Here is a 12,184-nt window from a genome sequence, read left to right as displayed (position 1 = left end):
TGCAGTCCTCCCATGCGGAGTTCGATGAGGGGCTGCGTGTCGCTCTCGGACATGGCAGTGCGCTTGGGCATGGCAGTGCCCTCTCTCAGGTGGGATGGGTTGGCCGTTCAGAGCCTGTGCCGCCGATCGTAACTATCCGCATCAGGGCATAGATCGGTGTGCCGGAGCACAGGGGGCGCATGCGCCCTGTCAGCGACTTTCGGCTTGCAGTACCACCAATGCACCGGCCGCTGAGCACACCTCGGCGAACGCACAGCTCAGGTGACGACCAGCTTCCCGTGACGACTCGATCATGATGCCTATCCGCATAGCCGTTCCCAGCTGATGCGCCAGGCGAGACGTTCGCCTACCGATCTGATGGAGCCCCCGTTTCTAGACGCATGCAGGCCAATGCCGCCCTGCACCGGAACAACCCGAATCACACCTGTACCGCCCCCACTGCCAGGAACAGCGGGGGATGGTCGGCTGGTTGCGGCACCGGAGGTGCGCGCTTACCTCGATGGGGTGTTCACGTCGGGCACCCGGCTGGGGTGCGGGGTGATGATCCATGGACGTTCGTGGAGGTGGTGGAGGTGGCTCGGGTGACGTCGATCCGCGTGCCAAGTGGCTGGCTCGTGGTGGACACCCCATGGCTGGAGGACGAAGAGGGGGAGCCGCGGGAGCTCGCGGTTCGGATCCCTCCTGGTGCGTACAGGGTGGATGCGGCATGGACGGAGGCGCCGTACGAGTTCATAGGGGAGTACTTCTCCGGCCGCGAGGTAGCCGCGACGCGCCTGTGCGTGCGGGAGGGCACGGTGGCGGTCTGGGAAATGGGCCCCGCCGCAGGCGACGACATCGAACGCTTTCGTCAGGGCGACGAGGTCGGATTCAACACGGACACCTCCACGGACACCTCCACGGACACCTCCACGGGCAGCTTCGGCGACGCGACAGCCTGGCCCGCGCTGACAGCGCCGTTCCGCAAGTTCTGGGAGCAGTGCAGGACAGCACCGGGCACGCTTGTGTCACGTGACACCGAGAGCCTGGGTGGCGGCGAGTTCGAGATCATCCGTGATGAGGCCCGGGGCGCAGACCTCATCACCTTCTCCGCCACCGAAGGACTTTCCGTAGCCTGGCTCGGCCGTACAGAAAACAGAGAACTCAGCTCCATCGTCGTCATGGACCACATGGACCACATGGGCATGGAAGCGCTGGCCTGAGGACCATTCAGCACGGGCTCCCCGGCGACGGCGGCTGCTCTCTTTGTCTGCCGCAGGTGCACGGAGCCCCAGACTTCCATTCGCGGGTCCGACACGGTGACGTTTCACGAACGGGACGGTTCCCCGATGCTTCGGCTGACCGCTACCCACCTACACCGTCAGGTTCAAAACCGGCGCTCGACGGCCCACCGCCCGAAGGGCGGCGGGCGGTCCTCATGCACGGACTTCAATTTCTCGCAGATGTTCTCGCGCACGATCTGACGAGGCAGGATCCGAGCAGGCCCCTTGAACCTTCCAGATGCCGGAGACGGATCGGCTGCTGGGCGAGCGTGGTCGCGGCGCCGGGCCGCGCGGGGGTCCAGGAGGCCCGCGAGCCCTTCTACCGTGCACCGTCACCTACGGCACGAAAAGGAGGGGCCGGCCCCGTCGTGCTCGGGGAAGCGAGGGGACCGGCACCCGTTCGGCGGAACCCGTCCTGTGGTGGGTGTCCATGACAACCGTACGAACCCGCGTCAGCTCCAGCAGCTTCTGATGGACCGACAGCGCAAGACGTGACCCCAACAGGTGCATACAGGATCCCCACCGGCAGGCAGGCAGGCAGGCAGGCAGGCAGGCAGGTGGGTGGGTGGGGCACGCAGCGGGCGTGGGGCTCCGCGGTGACCGGCGGCCCGGGCGGGCGCCAGCGGCCGACGGACGACGAGAACGCCGGCACTGGCACTCCTCGGGCGCCGCATGGTCAGGGGGGTGGCTTGTACGCGAGAACGGGTTTGTGGTTCTGGCTCTCGCCAATGACCCCGGACCAGTACTCCGGCGTGACCGCGGCGTCCTGAGCGGGATCAGCGACAGCGCCGGCCAGCGGAATCTCCAACGTGACGGCGCCCGCCCGGTGCAACGTGCGACGGCTTCCCGGGCGGGCTCTGCTTCCATGCTGCGCCCTGCGCACAAACGCCGCTCGTTCAGGGGATGTGGGGGAGTGGCGTTTCTGCGGTGAATCTCCTCTTCCGGACGGCTGATGGCAGTCTGCAGAACCCGCCGTGGCGGGGTAGCGGACCGCTTTCTGTCGTTCGTGATCAAGAAGCTGTTGCGCGGTGCCGCGTTCTCCCTCGCTTGTCTCCGCTCGCTCTCCCCACGTCGGCCACTGCCGCTACCGCGCCGGCTACACCCGCGACAAGTCTGAGCACTGGAACACGGGCCTGGACGCGGGCGACGGCTGCAACACCCGCGCGGAGGTGCTGTTGTCCGATCATGTAGCGTGACCTGCCTATTCGAACGGGTGGGGTGGAATGTTGGTCGACGTGGTGCGTGTTGTGGAGACGCTGGCCGAGCAGGGCGACACGGTGCTGCCATGACTGACGATCTGATCGGCACGCAGACACCAGCGCAGCGCATCACAGATCCGGAGCAGGCGATCGAGGCGCTGGAGCGCGCGGTTCCGGGGCTGGCTGATCACCATCGGCCAGAGCGTGCCGTGATCGACTGGGCCGTGCTCGAAGACGGCCTGGGCACTGCGCTGCCTGACGATTTCAAGCGCCTCGCAGAAAGGTACGAGGCCTTCGCCATCGGGGACTTTCTGCTCGTGGGCCTCCCGGATCCGGGTATGGAGCATCACCGCCTTCGCGGTATCCGCGGTGATCTGGAAGGAGTCCTCCAGGATTACTGGGAGGCAGGCATGTCGATCGGTCTGCGGCCGCATCCCGCACCGGGTGGTCTCCTGCCGTGGGCCGAGTCGAACGAAGGCGACAAGTTCCTTTGGAGCACGACGGGTGACAGCCCAGAGCAGTGGCTCGTCACCATCGCCTCCCGGAACGGAGGCTGGTGGCACTACGAAGGCGGCGCTGTCCAGTTCCTCGCCGAGTACTGCAACGGCACCCTGGACCCCTGGGGACTGCCTCCGATCGACCCCGAAGTCACTCCCTGCTGAGCACGGCTCGACTGGCCGATCTATGCGGCAGCGGCATCTGCGGCTCCTGATGAGGCCGGAAAGGCCAGGCTCTCGTCAAAACGCCAGCGACGCTGGAGACAGTGGTAGAGCTGGCCGATCATGCGGTTGAAGAGGTTGCGCTGGGCGGCCGCGTGCCAGTCGCCTTGTTCGCGTCGGCGCCGGTAGTGGGCGTTGGCCCCGGTGGATGCCCGGAGTGAGGCGAAGACCCAGAGGTAGCCGGCGTGGTTGAGCCGGTCATTCTTCACCCACCTTCTGGTGACGGCGGACTTCTTGCCGGAAGCACGGGTGATGGGTGAGGAGCCGGCGTAGGCCTTGAGGCCGCGGGCGTCGGCGAAGCGGGTGCGGTCGTCGCCGATCTCGGCCAGGACTCGGGCGGCGAGCTGGGGGCAGAAGCCGGGGAAGCTCAGCAGGATCTCGGCGTCCGGGTGCTGGGGGAATGCCTCTTCGACCGCTTCGGCGAGCTGATCAGCGGCGGTGCAGGCGGCATCCAGCTGGATGAGGAGGGCGAGCATCTGCTTGCCGAGCGCGTCCTCGACCAGCGGCGGCTGGTGGGCCCACTTGGCGCGGAAGACCTCGCGGAGGCGGTCGGCCTCGGCTTCGATGCCACGCTGGCGGCCGGCGCGCTTGAGCGCGGCCTGGATCTGGGGGGGGCGGGTCAGCTGTGCGGCCCGGGTAGGGGTCGGTGCGGTCTTGAGGAGTTCGCGGGCCTCGGGGCGACACAGGCCGTTGGTCCAGGTGGCCCAAGAACCTGACTCTCTACGTCAACTGACCCTGCCCCACCCCGACCCGCCCCACCCCGGCAGCACCTGCCGGGAGCGGGTCGGCGTTCTCGCCCCAGCGATCGAGTGCGGCTGCGTACGGAACGAGAAGAGGAGCGGAAACGGGGGGCTTGATGGGTGGCTGACGTGGCGCCCGATCGGGCGGAGAGCTGGGGCCCGGGAGGCGTGGATCACCTGCTTCCGCCCCGTCAGCCCATACGCTGGCTGACGATCAAGGAGGTCGGATGCCGTACCGGATCGTCCGCGGCGTACGTGCCGCGGTGCTCGCTTTGCTGATGCTGCTGGGTATGACGGGGCTTGCCGCCTGCGATCCTGATAAACCGGACCCCGCTTCCACCATTGGGGACACCGACGCTCCGCCATCCGAGGACCCGGATGCTCCTCCAACGCAGGACACGGAGGAGACTCGGGATCCGACGAACACGTCGTCCGGGGGCTATGTCCCTCCCCCGCCTCCTCCGCCGGCGGAGACCACCGACGAAACGACTGATCCACCCTTCGAACCGACCCAGTCGCCTTCCCCGCCGACGCCCGAGGAGAGCTCACCGGGGAACGCTGGCATTTCCCCAGAGCCGGCTCCCGAGATCACGTGAGCGAGCCTTTTGCGCACGAGACGGAGCAGCAGCCGCCCAGCGCCGAGAAACCGCTGCGTCAGGGCGAGGGCGATCTCTACGGGCCGTCCGCTCTCGTCAAGATCATCGTCGCTCAGGGGACGTTCATCGCCGCGCTGATGTTCTACCTCGGCGCGATCTACATCAGCACGTACTACGACTACTTCAACCTCCAGTGGGGTTCGATGAACCTGGGGTTCAGCCAGGTCGCCCTGGAGAGCTTGAATCTGCTGAACCTGGACATCATGGTGGCGGCCGGGTGCGTGTTCCTGCTGGTCTGCCTCCCGTGGAGCCGCCGGCCCCGTCGTGTGACGTGGATCGAGGCTGCCGCGGCGCGCTGGTACCCGCTCTTCGTGGTCGCGGGGATCGTGCTGCTCGCGCTGTGGCAGGAGATCCAGCCGTACGGCTGGATCGGACCCCTGACCATCGCTGTCGGGCTTCTTCTGAGCCAGTGCCGGGATGCCGAGGGGCGGCGTCCGCAAGGGTTCCGCCGCCAGGCTGTGCCGGTCTTCGCCGCCGGCGTCTTCCTCTTTTGGACGGTGACCAACGTGGCCTGGCAGCAGGGCAGGCAGGACGCTCAGGCGCACGCCGCGGCCGTCACCCGCTGGACGGGAGTCCTCGTTCTCAGTACCAAACCACTGAGCCTGCCGACGGATTCGGTGCGAGAGGAGAAGCTCTCGAACAACCTCCTGCACCCTTACCGGTACTCAGATCTGCGGCTGCTCACGGAACACGACGGCCGCTACTTCGTGGTGCCGCGCCATTGGAACGCGCAGGTGGACGAGATCTACGTCATTCGGGAGAGCGAGGCGATCTGGATCGCGCTGACCCCCGGCACGCGGCCCCGGCTGATGAACTGAAAGAGCCGGGGTGGCCGCCGATCAGCCGGCGGCGGGCACGTCACCATGGACCGTGTCGGATGAGGTATGGGGCCGCCTGGAGGCGTTGCTGCCGCAGCGCGAGCGGCGCTTTCGGCATCCGGCCGCAAGCCGCTGCCGGGCTGGGGGATGGGATGCTCTGCGGGATCCTGTACGCGCTGCAACCCGGGATCCAGTGGGATCTTGCCTCAAGAGAGCTCGCTTCGGCTCCGGCATGGCGTGCCGGCGCAGGCTGCGGGACTGGAACGAGGGCGGCGTCTGGCAACGCTTGGATGAGGTCCTGCTAGCCAAGCTCAACGCGGCCTCCCGGTTGGACTGGTCCCGCTGCCTGGTTGATTCCTCGCACGTCCGGGCACCCATGTCCGCTTCGTCAAGACCAGTCGCTTCCTCGCCGACCTCGCCGGCGGCCACGCGGACCGCACCTGGGAGAAACAGATCCGCGAACTCGTCCGCCCCGACGTCCTCATCCTCGAGGACTTCGCCACGCGACAGCTTTCCGCAGCCCAGGCCGACGACCTTTACGAACTCGTCTCCGAGCGGCAGAGACACTCGCTGATCGCCACCAGCAACAGGGCGCCCAGCAACTGGTATCCCCTCTTCCCCACCCCCGTCCTCGCCGAGTCCCTCATGGACCGGCTCGTCAGCATTAGCCACCAGGTGATCATGAACAGGCAGAGCTATCGGCCGAATAAGCGGCCCAGGATCTCCACTGACAAGACCAAGTAGGGAATACCGGTAGACGTCGTCGGGATACTGCCGTCATGGCCGTCACTCAGCAACTCGCCCGCATCCCGGCGGAGTATCTCGCCTCCTGCCGCCAGTCAGCCGACGCATCGCCGGATGGAGATCCTCTCTGGGATCCACCGTCCGTGGACGTCCTCGACCTGGACTGGGCACCGTTCCTGCTCCAACGGATCTGCGAGCTGGGAGGTCTCGACGACGTCCATCGAAGTGCTCTCCGGCAAGCTCTCGAGGGCGACACTGCCATCGACCTCACCTTCCTCAACACACATCCGCATACCATCGCCCCCTTCGGACCAGACCCCACGGCCCTTTCCGCGGCTCAGGTGGATCGCGTTGCGGAAATGCTCGCGCAGATCGACTTTCCGGCCCTCCTGGCCGCCCTGCCGACAGACGAAGCAAAGGCCGCCTCCTTGATCGGCAACGGCGCAGACAAGATCGTCGGTGGCCCGAAGAAGTACGTGCTGGGGCACTTCAACGTCCTACGCGAGTTCTACCGTGCTGCAGCCCAGCGGCAGCTTCTCGTCGCGCTCTGGTGGGACTGACACTAAGCGTTTTCAGCTTCGTCCCTCCAGGGTGAGGGCGGTACTGACGACTGACGTCATGGTGTGGGGGTGAGCGGGCTCCGGCCAACTGGCTCGGAGGGTCCGAGAGGAGGTCGGCAAGGAAGCGCAGGAACAGGGCGGCTCGGTCTGTGTACTCGACGGCCTCGGCATGTGGCCGTTTGACGGGCGGTCACCGTGCTGAGGAGCCGGCCCTGTGCTTCGGGTCGGAAGATAGTGTGGGGAGGAGTGGGAGGCACGCACGAAGTAGCATCCCTGCAGGGTTCTCCGGTCGGCACTTCGCAACCTCCGTCGTGGAGCAGTCGGACAGAGGCATCCATGCAGAGAGGGCAGAGTGCAATGAGTGTGGCTGAGAGTTGGTCCCGCGTGATGACTCTTCTTCGGCAGCACGCCCCGGTCGATCACGCAGATCTGCCAGGGCCCGCTACGGAGCAGACGCTCGCGGCCGCCGAGGAGCGGATGGGCATCTCCCTGCCTGCGGACCTGCGAACGTGGCTGTTGCAGAACAGTCTGGATCTGCCGGAGGAAGACGTCGACGATGGAGTGGCATGTTGCGGCTTCGACGGGTTCCCGGACGAGGGAAGCTTCTTTCTGGGCATCCGGGCGATGGAGAAGCTCTACGCGAACCGCTCTACGCACTGTGGATTCGACCCTCCGGACCAGCCGGACAATCCGTTCTGGCGTAATGAGTGGATCCCGTTTCTGTCGGACCAGGACGGCTGGATGGGAAAGTTCATCGATGTGCGGGACGGGCGTGTCGGCAGCTGGTTCGTGGGTGAGGTCACGGTCACGGGCGAGTACGAATCGATGGCCCAGTACTTCGACTCCGTGGCGGAGATGCTGACGAAGATCGCCGATGGAAACCATCCGGTCTGCGAGGTTGCCGAAGGCCGACTCGTCTGGTCGTGAGGCGGTTCCCCACCGCATGACGGCCATCGCCAATCCGTCCTCACCCTGGAACGGCAATGAGCTTCGTCAGCGTTGCCGCTCCAGAGTGAGGACGGCGGCGGCGATGACGGTCATCTGGTTGGGGCTGCAGCGGGCTCTGCGGAAGATTCGCCAGGACTTCAGTCTCGCGATGCTTCGTTCGACCGGCACTCGCGCCGCTGACAGGGCCCGGTTGATCGTCTGCTGGGTCGTGGTGAGGTCCCGGCCGGGAAGCCGTCTGAACGGTGTGGTCAGCCAGGGGCCGGCGCCGATGTAGGCACGGTCGGCGAGGACGGGGACACCCTGGCGTTCGCAGATCCGGATGATGCGGTGGGTGCGGGCCGCGGTCAGGTCATGGGTGCGACCGGGCAGCGCGGGCGAGATCCACAGCAGGTCGCCCGCGGGATCGGCGACGACCTGCACGTTCACGCCGTGACGGCGGTGCTTCTGCGAGAAATCGGCCCGGCTGTCGCCGACCCGGTCGCACTCGGCGAGCGTCCCGTCGAGCAGGACGTAGTCCGGATCGGCCTCGCGCAGGACCCGCAGGAGGCCGGGCGCCCTTCGTGACAGGTGTTCAACGACGGCTTTGACGTAGGCGTGGGCGGTGCCGACGGATATGCCGAAGCCGGCAGCGATCTGCGTGAGCGTGTCGTGTCGGCGGAGGTAGACCGGCCGACGAGGGCACGCTGGTGGGGCGGGAGCTTGCAGCGGCGGTCACCCTCACGGGTGACGATGAGCATGGATACCCACTCGACCAGGGCGTGCGGCAGGTCGAGTGCGGCAGGATGGGGAACCAACGAGGCTCCTGTGCCGATGGGTTGAGACGTCGAACACCTCCCTCAACGGCGCGGGAGCCCTGTGCGTTGCGGTCCTCAGCCTGACTCGGCCTGGGTCACTCGATCAGTGGCCACTCTGAAAGAGCTCACTGAGCCTTTTCCAACCTGGCTGTGAGATCGAGGGGGCGCGGTGACGGGACAACGAAGCCCCAGGTAGATGGGTTGTCGGCTAACAGCAACCTTCTCCGCCTAGAGCCCCGAGTCATTGCCCACCCATCCGGGCTGCATCTGTCCACTTCCGCGCTGCGGCTGCTGCGGCGGGAGCTGACCGCTCGGCGACGACAGGTCGGCACCCGGCGGCGGCTGACCTGCAGCTGCCAGGCGCGGACGATCCTGGCCCACCTTCGCTGCGGTCACACCTTCGCCGAGCTCGCAGCCAGATTCCGCGTGGGCCTGCCCTCAGACGTACCGCCGCGCGAAGTCAAAAGCCATGCTGCAGGGGAACGTCTGATCGTGCGAGGCGGACTTGCGCGGCTGGTATGCGGCCGGGCAGGTAGACGAATCCGTTGCCGTTGTCGAGGAGCAATCCCTCATCGATGCCGTCCACGGACCAGATATCAATCGGCCCACCGGTGTTGTTGATCTGAAGGAAGAACCCTGCTTCCTCCTCGCCTCGACAGACGAAGATCCCCTCCACCTCGGGGCGGCGGCTGCCGGCGATTCCCGGTGCGGCGCCCATGCGGGTCCAATCCAGGCCATGCTGTTCGATCGACTGCCGATTGAGCATGGACGAAACGTGGAAGAGGTTCGAGGTATCAAGCACGCCAGGAGTATAGGAGGCAGTGCGGCTTCCTCCTCAGGTTGAGGCGGTCAGCTCCAGGGTGAGGACGGCCTTGACGAGGTCGGTGATGCGGGTGGTGCTGCAGCGGAGCTTCCGCAGCAGGCGCCAGGACTTGAGGGTGGCCATGGCCTGTTCGCCGAGCGCGCGGATTTTAGCGTGGGCGTGGTTGACGGCCTTCTTCCCGGCGGAGAGCTTGTTCCAGCGGCCGCGGAAGGGGACGCGGACGGAGGGCCCGGAGCCTTGGTAGGCCTTGTCGGCCCAGCACCGGATGCTGCCGGTGCTGGGGGCGTCGAGCAGGCCGTGGGAGCGGGCTGCCTGGATGTCGTGGACCGCGCCCGCCAGTGCCGGCGAAGCCCAGATGAGTTTCCCGAACGGGTCGGTGAGGACTTGGACGTTCATGCGGTGCTTGCGGTGCTTGCCGGAGTAGAAGGGGCGGTCGGCCGCGATGCGGTCGATGGGCAGCAGGGTTCCGTCCAGGATCACGAGCGCCTTGCGTGCGGCAACCGCCATGGCCTGCTGGAGGGTGGGGGCGAGGACGGCCAGGACGTCCACGGCCTCGGTGACGTAGCGGTGGGCGGTGGCCAGGCCGACGCCGAACCCGGCCGCGAGTTGGGCGAGGTGTGACCGCAGCCAGGTGGGCAAGTGTCATCAACGCCTGTCGGCCGCAAGTGAGTCGACACCAGCGGGTGCCGATCCGTCGCCGCCGAGCGGTCAGCTCCCGCCGCAGCAGTCGTAGTTTGGAATGGGCTCACTGCCTTGCGCGAGTCCCTCAAGGCCCTGAGGCATCCTGCCAAGCGGCCGAGTGATCACCATCCGAGTAAGGCGACGGCGACGTCCAAGCCCGGTGGTTGAGCGACGGCGCGACCTCGATCGAGCTCTGGCTAGCCCCACCGGAGTCAGGGTTCTGTGCCTTCCGGGAAAGGTGACGGTAGGCCCTGAACGCCATCGAGGGTGGCGTTCGAGAGGTAGGCACCTGTGAGATCGGCGCCTGTGAGATCGGCGTATGAGAGGTCAGCGTACCCGAGATTGGCGCGCCTAAGATCGGCGTGCCTGAGATCGGCGTGGCTGAGGTTGGCGTGGCCGAGATCGGCGTCTGAGAGGTCCACGTTTTGGAGATAACGATTCTTCAAGTTGGCGACGCCGAGAGATGCACCCTTCAAGGTCGCGCATGAGTTCTTGAGCCCTAGTTTCTCGCGGTATGTAGTGTCGTACCCGGCATCGCAGAACAAAGCAGTTTTGAGGTCAGAACCGGAAAGTTCTGCGTTCGTCAAGTTTGCGCTGGAGAAATCTGTGTTGGTGAGGTCCGCACAAGGGTATTTGGTCTCCTCCTCAACGCAGAAGGAGACGCCAGCGAGATTGGCGCCGACAAAATTCGTATTACGAAGCCGTGCTTGGTTGAGGATGACGCTTGTGAGGTTTGCGCGGCTTAGGTCAGCCCCGCTAAGGTCTGCCTTGTCCAACCTGGAGGCCTGCAGATCCGCTTGGGGGAGTTGAATGTCACGCAGGTCTGCCCCGCTGAAAATCGCTTCGCGTAGCGGGACGACGGCTTCCACACCCCTAACGGGTTGAGGGTACCACCCTCTTAGGTTGGTGTGGCTTAGGTCAATTGCGCTTTGGTCATATTGAGGGTCGCGTCGAGCCAGGATGTTCATCGCAACCCTGATGTCCGCAGGCGGCTGGGGCGTCGCGGATTTGGGCTGTACTGGGGAGTGCCGACGGATGTATGCGGAGAGTACCGACACTACCGTGCTTTGGTCCGGTGGGGAGTCTTTCATGATCCGTTCGAGTGCGTAGATGCCTCCGAGCCGCAAATCCATAGAGTTGGAACCCAGGTTCCCGATCGCTGCGTTGAAACGGTTGGTGATCTGCCCTTGTTCGCTGATCCGCAGTTCCTCACTCGTTTGGCCGACCTGCAACCAGGTGAAGAGCAGGGCGCCCACAGCGGCCAGGCCGGGCAAGCTAAGGAGAAGTAGGGTCAGCCGCGACGGGGGTGCGCTGGAGCCCCTCCCCTCTGGGTGGCTCCCGCGGGTGCGACGACGCATGGTCCGGCGGAGGTTTGCGATTCGGCTGGGCCTACTCATGACCTCATTGACGCATGCGTGGCGTAAGGCCGCTCGGCCACTGTGCCGTTCCCTCAGTTGGAAGGTCCCAGCTTGTGCCACTCGTGGCCGCACCTGTTGGAACACAAGCGCTCACGGCGCCGCCCGTCGGCAACCGCGAGCGAGACCAGCAATCGGAAGGCTTTCCGGCGTTCGTCTAGGGGAGTGAGGCTTGCGATCTTCCCTAGCCGTTTGTTGATTCGGCCGCGTGTTATTGAACCGAAACTCTTGGGGTTCCTTGAGGGCAACGCTGAAAATGCTCCCTATGTTGTTCTGCGAGATGTGGTGAGCCCTTCGTATGGTTGACCCGCCCAGGGGTGCCGGGTGTGGTTCAAAAGGCTCCGCCGTTCGTGGCTCTCAGTGAGTCTCTTTCACCCTCTAGCACAGGATGAAAGAGGCTCACTGACTTCCTCAGGGTCTGCTGCATGTCAGCAGATCGGGAATTATATAAACTTCCGCCTGAGGAATTAGGTGAGCGTCCACCCGTGCTGCTCTTCGTTCGCCAGGCGGTTGCTGCCGACAATGATGGCTGGCGCCGCCCGTGCTCTGTCGGCTTCCTCAGGAGTCGTTTGGCGGCCGACCCCGTGAACGGTGCCTGCGCTGTCTCTGGTGCGGATACCGGCCTTCGCCCGGAATCAACATCATGGAATCATCAGGCAATGACCGAACCGAGAGGCGACGACGGCCGCACCTTCCGGCGCGAGACCGAGCTGGGCGTCAACGAGATCGCCTAAGGGCTTGCCGGGAAACAAGTCGTGGCTTCCGGCTGTGGGACTCGTTGTTCTGGTATGGGGAGAGCGGAGGGGATCGAGGACGTCCTGGCGGTGA

The 12,184-nt window shown here is 65.7% G+C and carries 9 protein-coding genes and 7 pseudogenes; 10 read left to right on the top strand and 6 right to left on the bottom strand.

Annotated elements, in window-relative coordinates; genetic code table 11:
• Positions 1–581: 581 nt before the first annotated feature.
• From ACFCY7_RS11195 to ACFCY7_RS11185, 3 genes and pseudogenes are all read left to right on the top strand, one after another.
• Positions 582–1,199 carry a DUF4241 domain-containing protein gene (locus tag ACFCY7_RS11195; RefSeq protein ID WP_376483417.1) on the top strand — a complete coding sequence of 206 codons (618 nt, stop codon included), beginning with the start codon at positions 582–584 and terminating at the stop codon, positions 1,197–1,199.
• A 1,148-nt stretch (positions 1,200–2,347) separates the two neighbouring features.
• Positions 2,348–2,449 (top strand): annotated as a pseudogene (locus ACFCY7_RS11190) (HNH endonuclease); the annotation flags it as partial.
• Between the two features lie 95 nt (positions 2,450–2,544).
• The gene (locus tag ACFCY7_RS11185) at positions 2,545–3,120 is read left to right on the top strand and encodes an SMI1/KNR4 family protein (protein ID WP_376483415.1); all 576 of its coding nucleotides are present in this window, start codon (positions 2,545–2,547) and stop codon (positions 3,118–3,120) included.
• A 20-nt stretch (positions 3,121–3,140) separates the two neighbouring features.
• Here the strand turns inward: ACFCY7_RS11185 and ACFCY7_RS11180 are convergent.
• Positions 3,141–3,866 (bottom strand): annotated as a pseudogene (locus tag ACFCY7_RS11180) (transposase); the annotation flags it as partial.
• A gap of 643 nt (positions 3,867–4,509) precedes the next feature.
• Between ACFCY7_RS11180 and ACFCY7_RS11175 the strand changes: the two are divergent.
• The 5 genes and pseudogenes from ACFCY7_RS11175 (at position 4,510) to ACFCY7_RS11155 (ending at position 7,622) form a co-directional block, all read left to right on the top strand.
• Positions 4,510–5,391: a hypothetical protein gene (locus ACFCY7_RS11175; protein WP_376483414.1), complete on the top strand. Its 882-nt coding sequence runs from the start codon at positions 4,510–4,512 to the stop codon at positions 5,389–5,391.
• A 10-nt stretch (positions 5,392–5,401) separates the two neighbouring features.
• A pseudogene (locus ACFCY7_RS11170) lies at positions 5,402–5,749 on the top strand (transposase); the annotation flags it as partial.
• A gap of 17 nt (positions 5,750–5,766) precedes the next feature.
• Positions 5,767–6,135: pseudogene (locus tag ACFCY7_RS11165) on the top strand (ATP-binding protein); the annotation flags it as partial.
• A gap of 35 nt (positions 6,136–6,170) precedes the next feature.
• Positions 6,171–6,695 carry a DUF1877 family protein gene (locus ACFCY7_RS11160; protein ID WP_376483412.1) on the top strand — a complete coding sequence of 175 codons (525 nt, stop codon included), beginning with the start codon at positions 6,171–6,173 and terminating at the stop codon, positions 6,693–6,695.
• Positions 6,696–7,082: 387 nt separating this feature from the next.
• Positions 7,083–7,622 carry an SMI1/KNR4 family protein gene (locus ACFCY7_RS11155; protein WP_376483525.1) on the top strand — a complete coding sequence of 180 codons (540 nt, stop codon included), beginning with the start codon at positions 7,083–7,085 and terminating at the stop codon, positions 7,620–7,622.
• A gap of 66 nt (positions 7,623–7,688) precedes the next feature.
• Here the strand turns inward: ACFCY7_RS11155 and ACFCY7_RS11150 are convergent.
• Positions 7,689–8,437, bottom strand: a pseudogene (locus tag ACFCY7_RS11150) (transposase family protein).
• 201 nt (positions 8,438–8,638) lie between these two features.
• On the opposite strand from ACFCY7_RS11150, the pseudogene ACFCY7_RS11145 reads away from it, so the two are divergent.
• A pseudogene (locus ACFCY7_RS11145) lies at positions 8,639–8,872 on the top strand (hypothetical protein); the annotation flags it as partial.
• Between the two features lie 25 nt (positions 8,873–8,897).
• Here the strand turns inward: ACFCY7_RS11145 and ACFCY7_RS11140 are convergent.
• The 4 genes and pseudogenes from ACFCY7_RS11140 to ACFCY7_RS11125 all read right to left on the bottom strand — a co-directional run bounded on the left by ACFCY7_RS11140 (position 8,898) and on the right by ACFCY7_RS11125 (position 11,604).
• Positions 8,898–9,239 carry a hypothetical protein gene (locus ACFCY7_RS11140; RefSeq protein WP_376483410.1) on the bottom strand — a complete coding sequence of 114 codons (342 nt, stop codon included), beginning with the start codon at positions 9,237–9,239 and terminating at the stop codon, positions 8,898–8,900.
• A 33-nt stretch (positions 9,240–9,272) separates the two neighbouring features.
• Positions 9,273–9,987: pseudogene (locus ACFCY7_RS11135) on the bottom strand (transposase family protein).
• Between the two features lie 166 nt (positions 9,988–10,153).
• Entirely contained in the window at positions 10,154–11,215 is a 1,062-nt protein-coding gene (locus tag ACFCY7_RS11130) for a pentapeptide repeat-containing protein (protein WP_376483408.1), read from the bottom strand.
• Between the two features lie 176 nt (positions 11,216–11,391).
• Positions 11,392–11,604: a DUF5958 family protein gene (locus ACFCY7_RS11125; protein ID WP_376483406.1), complete on the bottom strand. Its 213-nt coding sequence runs from the start codon at positions 11,602–11,604 to the stop codon at positions 11,392–11,394.
• A gap of 237 nt (positions 11,605–11,841) precedes the next feature.
• Between ACFCY7_RS11125 and ACFCY7_RS11120 the strand changes: the two genes are divergently transcribed.
• Complete coding sequence (locus ACFCY7_RS11120; protein WP_376483404.1) at positions 11,842–12,090, top strand: hypothetical protein; 249 nt, start codon at positions 11,842–11,844, stop codon at positions 12,088–12,090.
• Positions 12,091–12,184: the final 94 nt, after the last annotated feature.

This window comes from Streptomyces sp. NPDC056361, assembly GCF_042262805.1.
In the GTDB taxonomy this organism is placed as follows: domain Bacteria; phylum Actinomycetota; class Actinomycetes; order Streptomycetales; family Streptomycetaceae; genus Streptomyces.
The sequence above is the reverse complement of the archived record's forward strand: the minus strand, read 5'-3'. Positions and strand labels throughout refer to the sequence as shown.